16 protein-coding genes and 1 riboswitch are annotated in these 19,936 nt (G+C 46.0%); of the genes, 13 read left to right on the forward strand and 3 right to left on the reverse strand.

The genetic code is table 11. The features are described from left to right. The first annotated feature begins 26 nt into the window (after positions 1–26). The 11 genes from KTG12_RS08360 (at position 27) to KTG12_RS08410 (ending at position 14,172) form a co-directional block, all read left to right on the forward strand. Positions 27–929 carry a FimB/Mfa2 family fimbrial subunit gene (locus KTG12_RS08360; protein WP_039849980.1) on the forward strand — a complete coding sequence of 301 codons (903 nt, stop codon included), beginning with the start codon at positions 27–29 and terminating at the stop codon, positions 927–929. A gap of 36 nt (positions 930–965) precedes the next feature. Next, positions 966–2,948 carry a fimbrial protein gene (locus KTG12_RS08365; protein WP_173022980.1) on the forward strand — a complete coding sequence of 661 codons (1,983 nt, stop codon included), beginning with the start codon at positions 966–968 and terminating at the stop codon, positions 2,946–2,948. 18 nt (positions 2,949–2,966) lie between these two features. Then, positions 2,967–4,082 (forward strand): fimbrial protein, encoded by a 1,116-nt coding sequence (locus KTG12_RS08370; protein ID WP_046452211.1) that lies wholly within the window; start codon positions 2,967–2,969, stop codon positions 4,080–4,082. A gap of 57 nt (positions 4,083–4,139) precedes the next feature. After that, positions 4,140–5,477 carry a fimbrial protein gene (locus tag KTG12_RS08375; protein ID WP_155143573.1) on the forward strand — a complete coding sequence of 446 codons (1,338 nt, stop codon included), beginning with the start codon at positions 4,140–4,142 and terminating at the stop codon, positions 5,475–5,477. Positions 5,478–5,699: 222 nt separating this feature from the next. Next, positions 5,700–6,788 (forward strand): hypothetical protein, encoded by a 1,089-nt coding sequence (locus KTG12_RS08380; protein ID WP_155143575.1) that lies wholly within the window; start codon positions 5,700–5,702, stop codon positions 6,786–6,788. A gap of 53 nt (positions 6,789–6,841) precedes the next feature. Further along, positions 6,842–8,350, forward strand: coding sequence for a hypothetical protein (locus KTG12_RS08385; protein WP_229092713.1), 1,509 nt, complete (start codon positions 6,842–6,844; stop codon positions 8,348–8,350). Between the two features lie 484 nt (positions 8,351–8,834). Next, positions 8,835–10,946: a VapE domain-containing protein gene (locus KTG12_RS08390; protein WP_155143579.1), complete on the forward strand. Its 2,112-nt coding sequence runs from the start codon at positions 8,835–8,837 to the stop codon at positions 10,944–10,946. A 118-nt stretch (positions 10,947–11,064) separates the two neighbouring features. Next, the gene (locus KTG12_RS08395) at positions 11,065–11,460 is read left to right on the forward strand and encodes a hypothetical protein (RefSeq protein WP_005637603.1); all 396 of its coding nucleotides are present in this window, start codon (positions 11,065–11,067) and stop codon (positions 11,458–11,460) included. 233 nt (positions 11,461–11,693) lie between these two features. Continuing rightward, positions 11,694–12,251 (forward strand): DUF3575 domain-containing protein, encoded by a 558-nt coding sequence (locus KTG12_RS08400; protein WP_005650631.1) that lies wholly within the window; start codon positions 11,694–11,696, stop codon positions 12,249–12,251. Positions 12,252–12,259: 8 nt separating this feature from the next. After that, the gene (locus KTG12_RS08405) at positions 12,260–13,726 is read left to right on the forward strand and encodes a DUF3868 domain-containing protein (protein WP_122299701.1); all 1,467 of its coding nucleotides are present in this window, start codon (positions 12,260–12,262) and stop codon (positions 13,724–13,726) included. Between the two features lie 101 nt (positions 13,727–13,827). Then, positions 13,828–14,172, forward strand: a complete 345-nt coding sequence (locus KTG12_RS08410; protein ID WP_005637594.1) for a hypothetical protein — start codon at positions 13,828–13,830, stop codon at positions 14,170–14,172. A 173-nt stretch (positions 14,173–14,345) separates the two neighbouring features. Here KTG12_RS08410 and KTG12_RS08415 read toward each other — a convergent pair whose 3' ends face one another. From KTG12_RS08415 to KTG12_RS08425, 3 genes are read right to left on the reverse strand one after another with little or no spacing between them, the layout of a single operon-like run. Further along, a complete protein-coding gene (locus KTG12_RS08415; RefSeq protein ID WP_122116078.1) occupies positions 14,346–14,984 on the reverse strand; it encodes a thiamine diphosphokinase in 639 nt (212 codons plus the stop codon). Continuing rightward, the gene (pnuC, locus tag KTG12_RS08420) at positions 14,968–15,582 is read right to left on the reverse strand and encodes a nicotinamide riboside transporter PnuC (RefSeq protein ID WP_155143593.1); all 615 of its coding nucleotides are present in this window, start codon (positions 15,580–15,582) and stop codon (positions 14,968–14,970) included. The genes KTG12_RS08415 and pnuC overlap by 17 nt, the downstream gene beginning before the upstream one ends. A 3-nt stretch (positions 15,583–15,585) precedes the next feature. Then, on the reverse strand, positions 15,586–17,793 hold the full coding sequence (locus KTG12_RS08425) for a TonB-dependent receptor (RefSeq protein ID WP_155143581.1): 2,208 nt from the start codon (positions 17,791–17,793) through the stop codon (positions 15,586–15,588). A gap of 58 nt (positions 17,794–17,851) precedes the next feature. Continuing rightward, positions 17,852–17,967: riboswitch (TPP riboswitch) on the reverse strand. A 215-nt stretch (positions 17,968–18,182) separates the two neighbouring features. On the opposite strand from KTG12_RS08425, the gene rimP reads away from it, so the two are divergent. Together rimP and nusA are read left to right on the forward strand one after the other, a co-directional pair. Beyond that, positions 18,183–18,650, forward strand: coding sequence for a ribosome assembly cofactor RimP (gene rimP, locus KTG12_RS08430; protein WP_173022981.1), 468 nt, complete (start codon positions 18,183–18,185; stop codon positions 18,648–18,650). Positions 18,651–18,657: 7 nt separating this feature from the next. Next, entirely contained in the window at positions 18,658–19,932 is a 1,275-nt protein-coding gene (gene nusA / locus KTG12_RS08435) for a transcription termination factor NusA (protein WP_005637585.1), read from the forward strand. The last annotated feature ends 4 nt before the right edge of the window (positions 19,933–19,936 follow it).

Below are 19,936 nucleotides of genomic sequence, written 5' to 3' on the forward strand. Positions count from 1 at the left end.
GAATGGGAATAAAAAAACAAAACGTTATGAAATCAATATTGACAAAAAAGGTTTTATTTCTGGCACTTGTCGCAGTTACGGTCTTTGCCACCGGCTGTATCAAGGAAGACTTGGACGAGTGCTATAAGCTGACACTAAAGGTCGTGAACCACAAAGGTGATGATATCACGGCTTTGAGCGTTGTTTCGGAAGCCAAGCTCTTTATCTACGATAACAACTCGAAGCTGCTTGATACGCGCGATCTCAACGATGCCTTTATCAGAGGCAAAGAAACCATTGAGTTGAACTATCCTGAAAGTTCGAAACTGCACCTGATCGCATGGGGAAACCTCAAAGGACATCAGGACGTGAACGAGGCCACCAAGGCCGAAGACTTTGCCGTTTCTCTGAAGAGCGAAGGCGAGATCGCACAATCTCCCGACAGCATCTTTTTCGGCGATATCGATGTGACAGTACGCGGGAACGGTGTGGCTGGCGGAAACCAGGAAATCGTGCTCGAACCCAAAACCGGAACGGTCGAGATGAGAACGCTTAACCTTCAATATGCCCTGACGGCAAGAGGGCTGCGTGCGACCGATGAATGCGATTTTTATATGGACCGCACCTTGAACACGATCGACTATAAGGGCGAGTTGACCGGCGACAGCGTCTACTATAACCCCGAAGCCGACTGGAAAGACTCCGAATGGGAAACGACAGGACCGCAGGCGCTCTATTTAGGTCAGAATATGACCGGAAGCATACAGGTCGGTAACGACCGTTACGAAGTGAAGGAAGGAACTTTCGACGACGGTACGACAGGCCCGATCGAAATCCATCCGTTCCAGCGTACATTGGTACTATTCGCATGGGGCGAAGACGGCGCCTTCTTAGGCGCAAGGATCAAAGTGACTCCTTGGGGTGTTGTCGATGATGATATTGAATGGTAATAAGAAACGAATGCTAATATATAAAGACGAATGAGTATGTTACATAAAAATATAATAAAGCTGTCAGCCCTCCTTTGGTGTGTGCTGACAGTTGCTTCGTGTACCAACGAAGATTTCGATAAAGGCAACAACGGTCCGGATGTCCCCGAAGGTCTGCCGGTGACCTTGAAACTGAATATCGGAGCACCTGATGTTACGGTAGTTGAAACTAAAGCCTTAGATAATGGTGAAACATTCGGACAAATAGATGATTTGGCGGTACTTGTGTATAACGAGGCAGGGGGGAATGGAACTGTTGCTTATTGGGGAAAATGGAATGATGAGGCTGACCAACGGACAGTGGAATTTTCAACAAAAACAGGTCGACATAAGATATATGTATTGACGAATACCGGCTCCCAAAGTGTAGCGGCCGAATATGCCACTGAAGCGGATTTGTTGACCGCACAATTTCAAGCAAGTCAGGGACCGACAGGTAAGGAGATGATGTTAGGATTTGTTGCAGAGGGAACAGATGCGTCTAAGAGTAGCGAAATGTACGAAGAAGGAATAAATACAGGTGTCAATGTAACAACGGATGGCGCTTCTTATTGTGCACGGGTCGTACCACCTTATTCAAAGGTGACATTCAGAATTACGAAAAATTTGCCGGATATGGATAAGGTTTATCTAAATATACATAGTGTAAAAGTCCGTAAGTTGCCAAGTGTCTATACCCTTATGCCATTTTCTGGTGAAGGTGACAATAAGTTGACACCGAAGCAAACAGTTGCTGCTGATATTGAGTTTGATATTGACGAGGTTCAAAGTGATAAAGGTTCTTATTTTCATATGTATGAAAATAAACAAGGTGTTTATCCCAATGAAAAAGGAGCCGCTTATAAAAGTCCGGGTATAGACGTGCCTGAAAATGCAGATGTGGTAGATTATGATACTTGGTTTAAGAAATGGGATGATCTGGCTTGTACTTACATTGAAGTAAAGGGTAAGTATTCTATTGTGAAAAGCCAGACTTCTTCTTCAACAACAGTTGATGCCGGTGATATTAATTATCGTTTCTTTTTGGGTGAAGATATTACTTCAGACTTTAATATCTGTAGAAATAAAAGTTATATAGTGACATTGGATTTCAGCCAAGAAGCCGGATATGGCGAGCTGAAACATGAGTGGCGCGTACATGCAAAATTAGATGAAGCGACTTTCCTGCCGGAAGGAGATTTAGTGATTGACGGTTATCCGCAGAGTCTTGGTTATGTCCCTTTTTATGTGTCTAATGGAACATCAGGGAGCATTACGTTGACAACTACTGGTGTTTCGTCGGCTGATATGAATATGTACTTTAATCAAAATGGATATTGGAGTGGTTCTTCTGCAGCTGATTTTGGCAATTTTAAAATTACTGCAAATTCGTTGACTGAGTTTGCTATTGCACCGAATGATGTCGGTATTCTTGGTGAAGGGCGTAATTATAATCAGGGAAGTTTTTCTTCTGCAGATAATTTAAATAGGAGAGATGAAGTTGCGAAAGGGGATATTTATAATACGCGTGAGTATAAGATGACTTTTATAACCAATGAGGAAACAAAAACATCAGTATTGATGGTAAAGGAACTTCCTTTGTTGTTGTTAACAAATACTTATAGTCCATCCGATAAATCAACCGTTTATGCCCGTCGTGTTGATGGTGCATATTTACATCCTAAAGAAGTTGAAGGTGGATATTCGGATGGTTCTCGTAATGAATATTTTAGTAGGACTACGGATAAAATTAGAGCGCAGCGAATTTGTATGGGAACAGGTGATTATCAAAACCCATATGCAGCGACAAGTATTGGTAATTATTTAAAATCTTTCTTGCCGACAAAAGCAGAAATAGATAAAATTATTGAGTTGGAGAAAGCAAATCCGTTGAAAGAAGCAAAATATTGGACGATGGATGGATTGTATGATGTTACGACTAAGCAGATTGTTTCTGGCAATGGTGAAGGATATATTCGTTGTGTGGCAAGACCTCTTTAATTAATAAACATTATGATTATGAAACTATCAAACATATTCCTCTCGACCCTGGCAGTACTCCTATGCTGTACTGCTTGCTCCAAGGATGAAGAATCATTTAAGGGGAAGGATGCGGATGCTTCGTTGAGCATTGCGGTCAAGGCGGTGGGGTCGGCCGTAACGAAAGGGGTTCACCCGAATGATGAGAATGAGTTGGCCGGAGAGGCCAAAGTAAATAACCTTTCGGTGCTCGTTTTCGACGAAAGCGGTGCACAACTGATTGGCTATGGCTGGCAGGCAACCAACTCGGAAGGCGAGGCCTCTATCCTGAACGTGCCTGCTATGACCATGCGGGCGCAGATCGTGATCGTTTCCAATACGCCGGAAAATTCGCTTGCCGGTGTTACGAGCTATTCCGATTTCGAATCCAAGCTGGCACAACTTGCCGACCAGTCTCAGAGCAATCTGGTCATGAGCAGTCCGGTCATTACGACCCAAGCGCCTCTTGTCAAGGGAGACAACTATCTGGGATACGCATCGATGGGCAGTGAAAATATCAACGGTATCGCCGAACCAGTCGAAATCACTCGTCTTGCCGCCCGTCTCGACTTGGTCAATGTCAAGACCGATTTTACAAAAACACTTCTGCGCAATCGTACGGTGAGAGTGGAAGAAGTCACGATATTGAACCAGAGCACGGCTTCACGTTTTTTCAGCCGTGATTATTGGGGAGTGGTGATGGCAACCGGACACCTCGGCAACAGCGATGCGACAGCATTGAATCGCGATATCGCCAACGGTTCTCCGATAAACGACACACCTTATGTGCATTACGTGATGGAAAACGATGGCTCTGAAGCCCCGACAGAAATACAGGTCAGAGCAACTTTGCTTGAAACGGACACGTATGAGGCGGAAACAAAAATATTCACCGCCGTAATCAATCGGAACGGTCTGGACAGAGGATATAATCACAACTACGTTAAACGCAACTATGTATATCGCCTGAATGTCACCTTCGGAGATACCAGCTTCGATGGCGACCACGAAAAAGATCCCAATATACCGATTCCGCCACGGCCGACTACCGGAGACCTGGATGTACAAGTCGAAGTGGTCAATTGGGGACAAGTGAGCCAGGATGTTGAAATCTGATGATGGCAACACATAGGGTAAATATTTAAAATAGAACAAATTAAACGTATTATAATTATGAAATTAAGAAATTTATTTTTAGCCTCTTTGGCAGTTTGCACAATGGCATCCTGCTCAAAAGACGATGACGGAATATCCGGCCCGCAGGAGGTAGACGCTTATCTCTCTTTCGCCTCCACAACCGATGTCATGACGAAGGCATCGACCGAAGGTGACGATGATGCCGGCAACGGCAAAGAAGCCAAGATCCAGTCTTTGACGGCTTATGTCTTTGACGAAGCCGGAAAGTATGTGATCAGTAAGCATGTCAGTTTGAATGGTTCCGGTATGGTAGGTGAGGACTATAATGTTACTGGAGAAGGCGAAAATCAGTCCATCACCTCAATCAAGGCTATCCATGTGAAAGTGGCAAAACCGACTACAGAAGGGGGAAATTCTTCTACAACCTTTAAAGTTGTTTTGTTGGCCAATACGGAGCATTATAATGATGTTACCAAGTTAGTGGATTTGGAGGGAAAGACAACGAAAGACATCAGATCATTAAATGCTGTAGGAGTAGGAAAATCTTATTTGCCAATGCACAGTCCAGAGTTGACTGTTGGAGGTTTAAAGCCTTCTTCCGACACGGAACATTTCATAAACTGGTATAATGGTGCTTCTTCTTGTACACCGGAAAAAGTAACAGCAAAGGACGACCATACAGGAAGTATTCCAGCAGCAGGTGCGACTAAAGTAATAATGACTCGCTCCATCGCGCGTGTGCAATTGGTTTCTTTGAAGGCTGACTTCAGCGCATTGGAATCTGATGGTAAAACGATAAGATTTGATGTTACGTCTGTGTTCTTGGCCAATGTCCGTGCTAACGCATCGGTTATGGGCGAAGAAAATACGGGAGCCGGTTTCTACAGAGGAGCCCCTGAATCGTTTGATGAACATCAGTTTTTGATTGCATTGAATAGTACTGTAGATGAAGCATTGGTGGCTACATATTCCGACAGGTCATTGACTACGGCTGGAAACGCTTTGACAGGATGGGATTTTGACAAATATATCAATGCAAATAGCCCGGAAAGCATTATGGGTATTCCATTCACTGCTAATGGTGATGGGTCTTATTCGAAAGAAGAGGGTGGCGCTTACCAGACCCGTTTGATTATTGCCGGCAACTATTATGATGGGAATCAAAGTAAAGGAACAAGATACTTCCATATCCCTTTGAAGTTGGTTGGTGATGCCGGTAATGTTGCAAGCAACAAGTTTTTCAAGGTCTCGGCAACTATCACCGGTGAAGGTAGCCCGAATCCGGATGAAATCTTGGAAAATGCTTGTATCAATTTCAGTATAGAAGTGGCACCGTGGAATGTGGTCGAGCAAACAGAAGATGATACGAATTAATAAAATCATTGATTCACAATAACCAAAGGGGACGTTTCAAAACGCCCCCTTATTTTTTGTCTATTAAAAGAAGCTTATCGTTTCTATCGCAATTAAAGGGTGTACCTCTCAATTTGCCTTTTGGTATTTTTACCACTTAATCTTGAAAGTTTCGCCTATCGCCTCCTGTCGGCATTCCCTGTACATTTGCACCGTAAGTCAAATGAGAAAATACATAGGATTATGAAAATTAAGAATATATTTTTCGCAGCAATATTGGTTCTTGCCGGTTTTTCCTGCTCCATGGAAGATGATGCTATCATGAATGATGTAGAGAAGGGTATTGAAGAAGCCACGGAAGCTTATACAGTATTGGACTTCGGTGTCGCTTTTAATGAAATGGCTACAAAAGCTTCAACAACTGTTGTTCCCGGTGAAGACAGACCTGCAACAGGTGATGAGAACAATGACGAAAAAAAGATATCTGAAGTATCTGTATTCTTATTGGAAGATGGAAAGGTAATAGGTATTTTAATCCCCCAAAATAGGAATCAGGTAAGTTCTAATAGTGATGGTTCTATCACTTTGAAGGATCTGAAGTTTGTGACGAAGTACAAAACTAATCGTACATTGGAGGCCCATGTTGTTATAAATGGTAATCAATTTTTGAAAAATATCAATATTGGAGATGCACAAAGTGCTTTGAATCAACAAATATCCGGATGTCTTTCTGCGGATCAACTAATCAAATATGGTTCTACGCGCATTGTTTTTGGAAAAGATATAACTAATTCTTATCCATCTCCGTCTGTTGCGGAAAATAATTCTACGACCATTCTTGTGAAGGTATCCCATGTGGCTGCACGACTTGACTTCTCTCAGTTTGATGTGACACTTAAAGGTTTTGAAGGGGATCCGACTGTTGTTTTTGATGAAGCTAAATTCGTGAACTTGCAACAAAATGGCAAGATTGTTGAAGGGGATGCGAGTGTCAATGTTAAAGATGGCGCTTTTTTGAACCGTAGTAACCGAATTGGAACGAGATGGACTGACATGGGAACAGCCTATGGCTATGCTAACCAATATAGACAAGATTCTGAAATGAATACAGCCTTGTATGTGAAGTTCACAGTTGACGGCAGAACATTTGAGAAAACATACCCGATCAATCCGGCTGGTATAACGAAGGAAGTCGATCATAACGGTATCAAAGGCGGCTACCTTTACGACATAAAAGTGCGTTGGACGATCACTCCGGACTGGGGAGATTCCACAATCGAATTCTATACGAGAGACTGGGTTCATAATTCCATCCCGGAAATTGTATTGTGATTAAATAGGAGAGTATAAAAATGAAAGTATCGACAGGTAAAATACACACAATTATGAAAACGAAAAATATATTCCTGACAGCTATATCTGCATTGTTCATCTTTGCAGCATGTACTGAAGAAAAAATAATAGACGAGCCGGGCGTTTCCGGCAAAGGCGATCTCGTCATCGAACTATCTCCCTCTTCCGTCATCACAAAAGCTGCTGCAACAAACGAAGGATATGTGTATGCGACAGAGGAAGAATTGAATGTAGAGGATTGCTGGATATTCGTGTTCGGTGAAAATGAAAAATATATTACGTCTCAGTATTTTTCTGGCGATGCTTTATCGGAAACTGAGAATGAATATGTAGATACCCCCGCTCCAAATGGAGGTAGCCAGATGTATAAAAAAGGATATACAATCACTTTAACCGGTTTGGATTATGGTACTTATGACTTTTGGGTCGTAGCCAATACGACAGAGGCTAATGAAGCTTATAAATCTTGTCAATCTCTGGATGCATTGAAGGAGATTATTGAAGGTGGCGATTCATATCAAACTGCATTTGCAGAGAAAGCTGACCAGTTGGTGAAAGTCGGTAACAAATCCGCAACATTTAACTTGACGACTGTCGCTTCTCCAATCCAGATCCCGTTAACACAGTTGGCTGCACGGGTGGAACTGAAAGTGCGGGTGGATATTCCGAGACAATTGAAAGGTGGAGAATATGTGTATGAGGTTTTCCCTAATGCAAATGGAGTACTTACTAATGCAGAAATTGATAAATTGACAGGGTCGCATATACGTAACGAGGATGTAATTAATAGCAACTTGCAACGAAAAGATGGCAATGACAACTATCTTTATACTTATTTTGGACATCCTGTAACAATTTCTGGTGGCTCAAAAGTAAAAGCTATTAGGGTTGATAACGCATTGAAGGTTACTAAGCAGACTACGTATAGTGGTTATTTATTGGATAACATAAAGCTGACAGTAGATAATATACGTATCAAAAGTGAATTGGACCCTTTATCTGTAGTAGTTGACCAACAACTTGGTAGTAGTGTGTTTAATCCGTTGGCAGATGAGATCAGTACAACTTATTTGTTTAAATTTTATACATATACCAAAGATGATTTGACAATAAGTTTGTCAGGTGAGCTTCAGAAGGCTGAGTATTCGGTTTCGCAAATGGGAACATTAGATAATGCGATGTTTGTGAATGATAAAGACCTTGCGTTAGTTAAGAAAATTAATAAGGGTGACGTCGAGGATGGTGAAGTTTTGACATTTGCTGGAGGAAGTGGATGGGGAAATGCTGCTACAGGCGTATTGCTCTGTAATCAAGATGCTTGGACAGCAGTAGATGAGGAGATTACAGGTGAGCCTGTACTTGAAGGTGAACCTAAAGCGTATTCCTCCGGCAGCGTAACCCTGAAACCCGAAGGCGGTTTTCAAGTCGGCAATATGTATGAAGCATCTGCATTGATACAGAGTGTTCCGGCTACAGGCTCTTTAAATATAGTGATAGAAAATATTCAGTCTGGAGGCGAGATCAATTTCGGCTTCAATTAATTACCAAAGCGATTATTAGTCTTTCAAGGGCTATGCCGAAACAGCTTTGTTCCCGCGCCAAGCGTGTGGAGACAAGGCTGTTTCGGCATAGCCCTTGAATTTTGATGGAGGTGTGCCAATATCGGTATCCCCCCCGTTTTTCAGCAGTTTAAACCTCTATCTCCCCGCAAACTATCCCGAATCTCCCCACAAACTAACTCAAACCATGCCATAAACTAATTCATAGCATATTACATACTCTCGATAGATAGTACGACATAACACCGATAGGTAGTACTACCTATTAGCAATTCATAGTACTACCTATACCTTATACATAGTACTACCTATCCCAACTTTCCTGTATGTCCCGGATTAGTTTATGGTATGGTTCGAGTTAGTTTCCGGTATGTTTTGTATTAGTTTGTGCATAAAATAATTGAAAAACATAGAATATCCGAAATATAAACCTTACCTTGCAGGAAATTTAAAAACTAATGCTAATATGAAAATAACGCAACTTCGCGGGGACCTGGCGGCTTTCCGTAACCTTGAACTAAGCATTGTCTTGAACGCCATGAAAACGGAAAATAGCCGGAAGCCGGTGACCACCTTGCGGCAGAACATTCCTTATCTGACTCCCGGGATAAAAAGCCTTGCAGCAGAAAAGATACCTGTAGTTTTGTTTGGCGTTACGCTGAAGCGGGATGATGAGAGGATCGGTGTGGCCACCTATGCAGGATTGGTGCTGCTCAGTATCGGCAACCTGATCGATTATGCGGAGGCGGCTGCCATACGGGACCGGGCAGCGGGATTTCCGCAGACACTCGCTTCGTTTGTAGGATCGAGCGGACGGAGCGTTAAAATCGTGGTTCCTTTTACCTTGTCGGACGGTTCGCTGCCAAAGACGGAAAGGCATATGCGCCTTTTTCACGCCCATGCCTGCCTTCGTGCAGGACGCTATTACGAAGCACAGCTCCAGTTGCCCGTCGAATGGAAAGAAGAAGGATGCCCGACGCCGGAACAAGGATGCCGTGTGTCGTATGATCCCGACCTGTATTATAATCCGGATGCCTTGCCGATCCGCCTGGAACAACCTTTGCAGATGCCTGCTCCTGTGACGACACGCGAGGCACACGATGCCGAGACGGACCCTCTGTTGCGCATGGCGCCCGGCTATGAACGCTACAAACGCATATCGCTCCTTTATGAAACCAGCCTTACCGACACCTTTCGGCAGGTCGGGCCGGAAGACGGTGGCGATGAAGGACGGAAAAAGTTCATCGTGCATCTGGCGCGTAAATGCCGGCAATCCGCCATCCCGGAGGAAGATGCCGTCCGTTTTGCCCTGATACACCCGTTCGGCAGGGAGCAGGAGATGGAGTTGAGGGCGACGTTCGGGAACGTCTACAGGAAAGAAAAACATTGCAGCGTACGGCCCTGTATGCCCCGGCGGATGCTGGTGGCGATGCAGATGGAAGAGTTTATGACAAGGCGTTATGAGTTGAGGTTCAACCGGATGAAGGGATGCAAGGAGTATCGCGAACGACATTCGCTGTTTACGGACTATCGCCCGGTGACGGCCGAGGCGGTTAAAAGCATCTGTTTCGAGGCGCAGTTGGAAGGGATATCGGCAATCGAATATGACGTGCAGCGTTACGTGGACTCCCGGCGTGTTTCCCATTACTGGCCGATCGAGGAGTTCCTTTTCGATCTGCCGCATTGGGACGGGCAGGACCGCATCCGTGCCCTTGCCGATTGTGTGCCATGCGAAAACAAGGAGTGGAGGGATTTCTTTTATATTTGGTTCCTCAGTATGGTGGCACACTGGTTGCAGATGGACAGGGAACATGCCAATAGCACGTCACCCCTGTTGGTCGGGCCGCAGGGTTGCCGTAAGAGTTCTTTTTGCCAGAGTCTTCTGCCACCCGAACTGCGGTCTTACTATGTCGATGGGATCGACTTGGGAAGCCGGAAGGATGCGGAGATGGCGTTGAACCGTTTCGCGCTGATCAACCTGGATGAGTTCGACTCGATACCTGCTTCCCGTCAGCCTTATTTGAAAAACCTGCTTCAGAAGGCGAAAGTGACGTTGCGTAAGCCTTATGGCGAGAGCATGGAGGAGATGAGGCGGTTCGCTTCGTTTATCGCAACCTCCAATACGTTCTCTTTGCTGACCGATACCACCGGCAGCCGCCGTTTTATCGGGGTGGAGGTGAAGGGGATGATCCGGATAGAACCCATCGATTATCCTCAACTCTACGCCCAGGCGGTCAGTGCCTTGAGGGAAGGTGAACGCTATTGGTTTACCCCGGAAGAGGAGGTGCTTTTGAACCGGAATAACCGGATGTTCGAAAAGCGGCCTTTGCTGGAAGAGTTGTTCCTCCATTATTTCCGTATTCCGGAGGAAGAGGAGGTTTGTGAGCCGTTGTCAGCACCCGAAATATTGATGACAATCAGCAAACAGAGCAAAATAGACCTTACGGAAACAAAGCTGAGGTTGTTCGGACAATTAATGCAAAAATATAATGTACGGAAGAAGATGAAAAAAGACCGGAAATACTATTATGTCATACCGGAAACAGAAGAACCGGGTGCCGATGTACCGGTCGGGTGAGTACATCGACATCTGTATCGACACCAACATCGACACCTGATAATAGATAAATAATCAGGTGGTTGGGTTGAAAGGTGTCGATGTGTAGCATGATAATCATTTATAAAAATAATATAGTATGAGTATACAATACAGATTTGTCCCCATTTATGATAACCTGAATGAGGACAGCGAGAAAGTAACGGGTTTTTATCCCAAAGTAGTCAGCCGTGGCACAATAAACAAAGAGCGGATGTTTGAAGAAATATCGCACGGTTCGTCTTCCCTCCGTTCGGAACTGGCACGTTCGTGGATGCTGATGGAAGACTATATCATAGATCGGTTGAAAGATGGTTACGATGTCTGCCTGAACGATTTTTGCACTTTCGGTATCTCCGCCAAATACCGTCGTGTAGACCGCATCAACGAAATCCGAGCCGAATCCATTTTCGTAAAGGGCATGCATGTCCGCACTTCGGAGGTCGTCAATAAAAAACTCAAATGGGCGCGTTTCGAGAGGGAGTCGGAGAAATGAATCGATATGATAATATTTCCGTGTGTTAATCGGTATTTCTATCGTCTTGTCCTTTTTTCGTCGGTATTTATATCACGCGGTCCGTTCTTGGTAGCTTTGCCCGTGAAACTTGAAACGAGCACCTACCGCGCGTGGTAAAGACTTATTCTATTTTTGTGTCGGGATAAACTGTATTATCCCCTTTGCTGTTTAACATGGGATAGAAAAACGAAAGATAATTAAAAATGAAGTGTATGAAAAAAGTACTTTTCCTCTTTTTGCTTCTAGCCGGCATGACGAATGTCTATGGGCAGAAGTTTGCGGTAAAGTCAAACTTGCTGTACGACGCGACTGCAACGATCAACCTCGGTGTTGAAATGGGATTGAGCAAGAAGTGGACACTGGACTTGTCCGGTAACTACAACGGATGGAAGTTTGGCGACGACATGCGTTGGAAACATTGGATGGTTCAGCCGGAAGCGCGTTATTGGTTATGTGAGAAGTTTAACGGCCATTTTCTCGGAGTGCATGCCCATTATGCCGATTATAATGTCGGCGGGATCAAATTCCTGAGTAAAAATATGGAGAATTATCGTTATCAGGGCAACCTCTACGGAGCCGGTCTGTCCTATGGTTACCAATGGCTGCTGAGCAACCGTTGGAGCATGGAGGCTGTGATCGGTGTCGGATGGGCACATCTGGACTATGATAAATATCCGTGCGCATCGTGCGGTACGGTTCAGAAGAGCGAAACGAAAGACTATTTCGGAGTGACGAAGGCTGCTCTTTCTATTATTTACTTTATTAAATAATCGGAGCGATGAAGAAAACAATGAAAATATATATGGCAGCAGCTTTGCTGGCTGTCGTTTCGCCGGCTATCCTGGCTCAGGCCCCGGTAAAAGTGGTTTGTAACGAACTGAAACAAAAAGGGAACGAATTGGTGATCGACGCCGTGATCACGGTCGACGGTAGCCGGATCAAATCTCGCGAGAACCTCTCCCTGACACCGGTCTTGGAATCGGCTTCGCAGAAGGAAGGGCTGCCTTCCATCCTGCTGAACGGACGGATCAGTCAGAAAGTGTATGACCGCGAGATCGCTTTGAACAACTTGCAGGATGAACCCCGCTTTTTGGTCGTGCAGGCCGGAAAGAGCGAAAGCGTCATCAACTATAAGACGGTAATCCCGTTTGAGCCGTGGATGAAAGACGCTCGCTTCGTGCTGATCCCGAACATGTGCGGTTGTGGAAAAGAGGAACAGGGTGCTCCGCTCGTGATGGCCGACAAGGTCCTGACCCGTCCCGACAAGCGGTATGAGGTGCAGCCTACCCTGGCTTATATCTCTCCGGAAGCGGAAACGGTAAAACATCGTGCCGAGGTGGGGACTGCTTATTTGGACTTCCAGGTGGGAAAATATGCGATCCTGCCGGATTTCCGTAACAATGCGCTGGAACTGGCGAAGATCGACAATACGGTCAGTACGGTCGTAAACGATAAGAACATCACGCTTGAAGGCATTATCCTGAAAGGTTTTGCGTCGCCCGAAGGCAGCTACAAGTCCAATACGGTCCTGGCCGGCAATCGTGTGAAAGCGCTTGCCGAATATATACGGAAGAAACACGACTTCAAACCGGAACTGTTTACGTTAGATAACGGTTCAGAAGATTGGGAAGGTTTGAAAGCGAAAGTCGAAGCTGACCGGAGCGTTCCTTCGCGTGAGGCTGTGCTGGCTATCATCAACAGCAATGACGAGCCGGACAAGAAAGACGCCAGGCTGGCTGCTTTGGACGGAGGGGCTCCTTACCGTTATGTATTGAAGAATATCTATCCTTCGTTGCGCCGTTCCGATTACCGTGTCGCTTATCAGGTGCGTTTCTTTACGGTCGAAGAAGGACGCGAGATTATCAAGACGCGTCCGCAGCAGTTGAGTTTGAGCGAAATGTTCGCGGTGGCCAACAGCTACGAGATCGGAAGCAAGGAATATAATGAAGTGTTCGAGATTGCGGTCCGCATGTACAGCGACGATCCTGTCGCCAATCTGAACGCCGCCAATATCGCATTGTCGAAGAACGATCTGGATGCGGCCCGTACTTATCTGGCTAAGGCCGGCAATAGCCCCGAAGCCATCCATGCGCGTGGTGTCCTGAACCTGCTGGATGGGAATTTGGATGAGGCAGGAAAACTGCTGGAACAGGCAAAAGCTGCCGGTGTGAAGGAAGCAGCGGCCAATTTGGACGAGTTGCGTAAGAAAGAGGCCGATAATCAGCTCTTTGATAGCTTTGAGTAGTAAGATTGAGACTTTTACAGTGCAACCTTTGCGGCATTAACCCATATCTTTGTAATATAGAGTTTGCATATAGGAGATTGAGAATTTAAATTATTAAGATTATGGAACGTATAGTGGATGTCGAAAAGGTTCTGATGAACGAGATAGACAACCTGCATGGTGTCTACTTATATCTCGAAGGCGATTCATGGTGCGCGTATGAACGTTCTGCTTATTATCTGGCCAAGTTGAATGTGCCGGTGATACTACAGAAAGAAGTAATCCGCGAGGGGTACGATGTGGTTTTGTTGAAAGCACTGTTTGCAGTGGATGACATGTGTTTGCCACTGGCTCCTAAAATGGAGTTGAAGAGGGTGGCGGATGACAAGTTGCAGTTCCACATGTATGACGATATTGATGGTTTTCCCGAATGGAAAGCTTCTCAATTGAATAAGCTGCCTGCGTGACAGGTTGTTGAATAGCATTTTTATTAAACAGCCGTGAGGCTTGAATAAATACTAAGTTGTAAAATTGAGGGTGTATTTTGTCCCGAAGGCTGATCGAAAGATCCCCTTCGGGACTTTTTATTATAAGAATATTTGAAACATACAAATGATGATTTACATCTGCCAAAATTGAACTACATTATTTGGAGGGTGCGGTAAACTATGATCCGGGCATCCGCTGAGAGGGTGACGGTGAAGTTGTTACCGGTTGCCTCGTTTAACGTGCCTTGCCACCAGGCTGTCAGCCGGCGGTTGCGGATGGGCCAGCGCAGCCCGGTGGTGGAAATCGTGCCGGAAGGGGCGAGCGAGAAAAGGGACACTTGGGTTCCGGGTTTACTTTCCAGTGTTGTCGTTTGAAGGATAGGAGTGAAGATCCCATAGTCTGAAAGCATCTCTATCCGTTGGAACAGCGGGGCGTAGTCCATCAGCAACGAGATATTGCCTAACGTATGGTCTTCGCGCAGCCCGGTAGCTCCTAATATCAGAATTTCCTGCTGCCCGGACCGATGGGCGAAGCGGACGGATTTCGTCAGGTCGTTTATTTCCTGGTCCTCTACGATATGGATGCGGTCGGCATACTGTTCACGAAAACGGGATGGGATACTGTCGAGGTCTCCGACAATCGCTGTCGGAGTGATGCCTGCTTTATCCAACGCCTCGACGGCTCCGTCACAAGCGATGACGACGGAGGCTTGATGCAGAAGATGAAGCGGTAAAGCTGTTTGCGGAAAACGGCCGTTTGCTACGACTACGCAATTATAAGGTGCTATCATTTGTTCTTATTCCTTTCTTTTTCCAAGTGTATAATCCGGCTGCCGCCAGTATGGCGTAGCAAATATAGAGAAACATTGTGGGATAGAGCCCACGCAGGTAATAAAGATAGACGGACACGCAGTTGACGACGATCCAGAAGATCCAGTGCTCGACGATCCGGCGTGCCAGCATCCAGGTGGCGACGATTCCGACGGCGGTGGTAAAAGCATCGCCTGCCGGTATCGGCGAATCGGTGAAATAATGCAGGACATAATAGAGTAACGCAAACAGGGCAACGATGGAAAAGCTGATCCCGGCAAAAAGACGGAGTGTCATATTGCGGTAGAGGATTACCTCCTGAGGAGCTGTCTCTATGTCTTCTGCTGTTTGTTCTTGCCTGCCCTTGCTGCGTGTCCATTGCCAGAAACCGTATATGCTGATGGCTACATAATAGATGTTCAGTCCCATATCCGCATATATCTTTGAAAAGAAAAAGACAAAAACATAGACAAGGGAAGTCAGGAAGCCGATAACCCACATGGCACGATGCTGCCTTATCTCCAGAAAGAGATAAAGCAGACCGGTCAGTACTCCGAAATATTCCAGTAATTGTTCCATCATTTAGAATTTGAATGTTACCCGTGCCATTGCGTTTGTTCCCGCCTGGGTGAAATAGCCGTCTTCTTTGTAACGTTCGCCGTCGACCATTGCCGAGTATACCCATGCATTGGTTTCGTATTGCTCGTTGAACAAATTGTTGATCGTGACATCGAGGGCGATCTCCTTCATAAACTTCGGTTTGAAAACGTAGCCGACACGCAGGTTGCTGACGAAATAGGGATCGATGGAACGGTCTTTGCAAGAGGTGTTGTCGATATACTGGCGGCCGACAAACTGGGAGTTGAAACTTGCGCTGAATTGTTTCCAGTTGAAATTGAACATGCTGTTGGCGATGATGTCTGGCGAAAAGGCGATGTCGGTCGTCCCTAAGTCGTTGTGGTCCTCACGCAGGAAGTTCCAGTCGGCATCGTAAACCTCGATGCTTTCGGTGAAGTTCTTGATCTTGTTCCGGCTGAGTGTCAGGTTTCCGCTCCAGTCCAGCCAGCGGGCGATTTCCACGCCTCCCGTGAGTTCTATTCCCATCCGGTAGCTGTCTTTGATATTGGAAGTGAGGGCTTCGCCGATTTCGCTGATCTTGCCGGTCAGGATCAGCTGGTTGCTGTAATCCATGAAGTAAAGATTGGCGCCGACATGGAAACGGGAGTTTCCGAAACCGTAACCCGCTTCATAGTCGTAGAGCGTCTCGTGCTGCGGGCGTTCGTCCCGGCCGGCCTCGGTGAAGTTGTCACGGTTCGGTTCGCGGTTGGCTACCGAGAACGAGACGAACGCGTTGTGGCCGTCCTTCTGGAAGTTAATGCCCGCCTTGGGGTTGAAGAAGTTCCAGTGCTTGTCGACATTCACGTGGTCGCCGGCTTTGTCGTCGCTGCCTTCGATCGTGTAGTGGATGCCCCGGTACTGCATGTCCAGATAACCGTTCAAGTTGGGATGGAACTGGTAATTGGCTTTGGCGTACATATTGTAATCCAGCTTGTCACCCGTGTTACGGTAATATTCGTAGTCCGGTTCGGGAAGGTTGTTCGATTGTTTCGCCCACATGACACGCCCGAAGTGGTCGCCGTCGTAACGGTTGATGGCGGCTCCGGCTGAGAATTGCAAACGCTCTCCCCGATAGTTGGCGCTGTAGATCGCTCCGTAGAAGTCGTTTTCCAGCCACTTGCGGCGGACGAGGTCCGTCTTGGCGATGGTGTCTCCCTGGCTGTCGATATATGGGGGCAGTTTGTAGTCCTTGACTTTGGCTCCTCCTTTATAATCTTCATAATAGCCTGCCCCATGTGTGTAATGGAGTGTCAGGTTCATGTTCCACAGATCGCTCAGGCGCTGGCTGGCTGTCAGGTGGTAGTTCTGCTGCCGGTAATTGTCTGTCTGGTTCTTGTAATATTTGGTGACCCCGTCTTCTTTATATTCCCCGCAAGGGTTGTAGGTGCGGTCTGAATCCAGCAGATAGGAAGGGACGCCGGTCCATGCCTGGTAGGTCTTCTCGATGCTGCCGAAAGTCTGGAAGCGAATCAGCGTGTTGTCCCCGTAGTAAGCCGCCGAAGCAAAGTAAGAGTGCATGTTGGCCTTGGCCCGATCGATGTATCCGTCGCTCTGGATATTGGAATAGCGGGCATCGAAAACGAAATGGTCCTGTAGAAGCCCGGTTCCGAGCTTGACAGTGTTCTTGACTGTCCCGAACGATCCGGCCGAGACCGAATATTCGGCATAAGGTTTCAACTCCGATTTCTGCGTCTGCATGGCGACGGTTGCTCCGAAGGCGGCTGCCCCGTTGGTCGAGGTCCCGGCTCCGCGTTGTATCTGGATATTATCGACCGAAGAGGCAAAGTCTGGCATGTTCACCCAGAAGACCGTGTGTGACTCGGAGTCGTTTACCGGTACTCCGTTGACTGTGATGTTGATACGGTTGGCATCCGTCCCCCGGATGCGGAAACCGGAATAGCCGATACCTGTCCCTGCATCTGACGTCATGATTACGGACGGCGATTGGAGGATCAGGAAGGGGATGCCTTGTCCGTCGTTCCGGCGATTCAGCTCGTCCTTTGTCAGTTCGCTGTAGGCAACCGGTGTCCCTTTGGCTACTTTGGTCGCGGTGACGACCACTTCGTCCAGCGAGATGTCTTTTGAGATTTTCAGAGAATCGGCAGGTACGGTCGTTTTGCCTTCCGCCGACAATGCCATTAATGTTGAGGCAATAATAAGAACACTTTTCATCCTTTTTCTTTTTGATAACCTGAATTTTAAAAGGAATAGCAGAGGTGGACTGTTTTTACTGAAGATACACTTTTTTCCCTTCGTCGGCATTACCCGTACAGGTTCAATGGGTATAATCTCAGCCTGCCTTCCTGTTTTTGGGTGTCATTCCGGCAAGCACCCCTTATATTCGAGGGCAAAGGAACGAAAAAAACGGGTAATGACCAAATGTTCTGATATATGCTTACTTTTGATATATTAAGTATAAATGTACGCGATAAATCTCTTAACATGCAGAAAAAATATATATTTATTTGAAAACTCACTGATTATTTGTATATTTGCAGACGATTAAGCGAAGATGAGGAGGGGGCGGGCAGTCCCCTTCTTTTGTTCTTAACTGTATGTATATGATTGAAAAGGACGTGATAAGTCAGTTGGTAGAAGAGAAATTAGCTTCTTCCGGCAATTATTTAGTGGATGTAGTAATAAAACCAGGTAACCTGATTATCATAGAAATAGACAATGATGAGGGTGTTTGTATCGACGATTGCGCTGAGTTGAGCCGCTATGTGGAAGGTCACCTGGACCGTGATGTGGAAGACTTTGAACTGGAAGTCGGTTCCGCAGGGATAACATCTCCGTTTAAAGTGCTTCGCCAGTATGTGAAAAATATGGGTAACGAAGTGGAAATGCTGCTTAAAAGCGGTACGAAGTTGACCGGCGTATTGAAATCGGCCGACGAAAACGGGGTGGTGGTCACTGTTGAAAAACAAGTGAAGCCCGAAGGAGCCAAGCGTAAAGTGACTGTCCGGGAAGACCAGTCATATACATTCGATGAAATAAAATATACAAAATACCTAATAAGATTCAAGTAAAAAGATTATGGCCAAGAAAGAGGAAACAATCAGTATGATTGACACACTTGCTGAGTTCAAGGAGTTGAAAAATATAGATAAAGATACGATGATCAGCGTGTTGGAAGACTCATTCCGCAACGTGATCGCTAAAATGTTCGGTACGGATGAAAATTACGATGTAATTATCAACCCGGAAAAAGGTGACTTCGAAATCTGGAGAAACCGTACGGTTGTCGCCGATGACGAACTGGAGGACGAGAATCTTCAGCTGACACTGACCGAGGCCCGTAAGATCGATGCCGACTGTGAAGTGGGCGAAGAGGTGACTGATGAAGTACATTTTGCCGATTTCGGACGTCGTGCCATCCTGAACCTGCGCCAGACGTTGGCTTCAAAAATACTTGAATTGCAGAAAGACAGTTTGTTTGCTAAGTATAAGGATAAAATCGGCAATATCATCGCAGCCGATGTTTACCAGGTATGGAAGAAGGAGATCCTGTTGTTGGATGACGAGGGTAATGAGTTGCTGCTCCCGAAAACAGAACAGATCCCGACTGATTTTTACCGTAAAGGTGAAACCGTGCGTGCTATCGTACAGCGGGTGGATAACTACAACAACAATCCGAAGATCATCCTTTCCCGTACAGACAAATTGTTCCTGCAGCGTTTGTTCGAACTTGAAGTTCCGGAAATCAACGATGGTCTGATCACCATCAAGGCGATTGCCCGTATTCCGGGAGAGAGAGCAAAAGTGGCCGTTGAGTCGTACGATGACCGTATCGACCCGGTCGGCGCCTGCGTCGGAATGAAAGGTTCCCGTATTCATGGTATCGTTCGCGAGCTGAGAAACGAGAACATCGATGTTATTAACTATACATCCAATATATCGCTGTTTATCCAGCGTGCATTAAGCCCGGCAAAAATTTCCTCTATACGAGTGAACGAAGAAGAACATAAGGCAGAGGTTTATCTTCGTCCTGAAGAAGTTTCATTGGCTATCGGTAAAGGTGGTTTGAATATCAAGCTTGCTTGTATGCTGACCGAATACGCCATCGATGTCTTCCGCGATGTGGAAGGTGCAGATGAAGAGGATATCTATTTGGATGAATTCTCGGACGAAATTGACAGCTGGGTAATCGAAGCACTGAAGAATATCGGGTGCTACACGGCGAAGAGCGTATTGGCTATGAACCGCGAAGAGATTGTAGAACGTGCCGACCTCGAAGAACAGACTGTTGACGAGGTACTTGCTATCTTATCTGCCGAATTTGAAGAAGAAGAGGGAGAACCTCAAGAATAAGTAT

The sequence above is a fragment of the Parabacteroides sp. MSK.9.14 genome, from assembly GCF_019041495.1.
Taxonomy (GTDB): Bacteria; Bacteroidota; Bacteroidia; order Bacteroidales; family Tannerellaceae; genus Parabacteroides; species Parabacteroides merdae.

Excerpts from the sequence above, each read along its gene's own strand:
- KTG12_RS08360 (WP_039849980.1), top strand. The coding sequence starts at position 27 with ATGAAATCAATATTGACAAAAAAGGTTTTATTTCTGGCACTTGTCGCA.
- KTG12_RS08365 (WP_173022980.1), top strand. The coding sequence starts at position 966 with ATGTTACATAAAAATATAATAAAGCTGTCAGCCCTCCTTTGGTGTGTG.
- KTG12_RS08370 (WP_046452211.1), top strand. The coding sequence starts at position 2,967 with ATGAAACTATCAAACATATTCCTCTCGACCCTGGCAGTACTCCTATGC.
- KTG12_RS08375 (WP_155143573.1), top strand. The coding sequence starts at position 4,140 with ATGAAATTAAGAAATTTATTTTTAGCCTCTTTGGCAGTTTGCACAATG.
- KTG12_RS08380 (WP_155143575.1), top strand. The coding sequence starts at position 5,700 with ATGAAAATTAAGAATATATTTTTCGCAGCAATATTGGTTCTTGCCGGT.
- KTG12_RS08385 (WP_229092713.1), top strand. The coding sequence starts at position 6,842 with ATGAAAACGAAAAATATATTCCTGACAGCTATATCTGCATTGTTCATC.
- KTG12_RS08390 (WP_155143579.1), top strand. The coding sequence starts at position 8,835 with ATGAAAATAACGCAACTTCGCGGGGACCTGGCGGCTTTCCGTAACCTT.
- KTG12_RS08395 (WP_005637603.1), top strand. The coding sequence starts at position 11,065 with ATGAGTATACAATACAGATTTGTCCCCATTTATGATAACCTGAATGAG.
- KTG12_RS08400 (WP_005650631.1), top strand. The coding sequence starts at position 11,694 with ATGAAAAAAGTACTTTTCCTCTTTTTGCTTCTAGCCGGCATGACGAAT.
- KTG12_RS08405 (WP_122299701.1), top strand. The coding sequence starts at position 12,260 with ATGAAGAAAACAATGAAAATATATATGGCAGCAGCTTTGCTGGCTGTC.
- KTG12_RS08410 (WP_005637594.1), top strand. The coding sequence starts at position 13,828 with ATGGAACGTATAGTGGATGTCGAAAAGGTTCTGATGAACGAGATAGAC.
- KTG12_RS08415 (WP_122116078.1), bottom strand. The coding sequence starts at position 14,984 with ATGATAGCACCTTATAATTGCGTAGTCGTAGCAAACGGCCGTTTTCCG.
- pnuC (WP_155143593.1), bottom strand. The coding sequence starts at position 15,582 with ATGGAACAATTACTGGAATATTTCGGAGTACTGACCGGTCTGCTTTAT.
- KTG12_RS08425 (WP_155143581.1), bottom strand. The coding sequence starts at position 17,793 with ATGAAAAGTGTTCTTATTATTGCCTCAACATTAATGGCATTGTCGGCG.
- rimP (WP_173022981.1), top strand. The coding sequence starts at position 18,183 with ATGATTGAAAAGGACGTGATAAGTCAGTTGGTAGAAGAGAAATTAGCT.
- nusA (WP_005637585.1), top strand. The coding sequence starts at position 18,658 with ATGGCCAAGAAAGAGGAAACAATCAGTATGATTGACACACTTGCTGAG.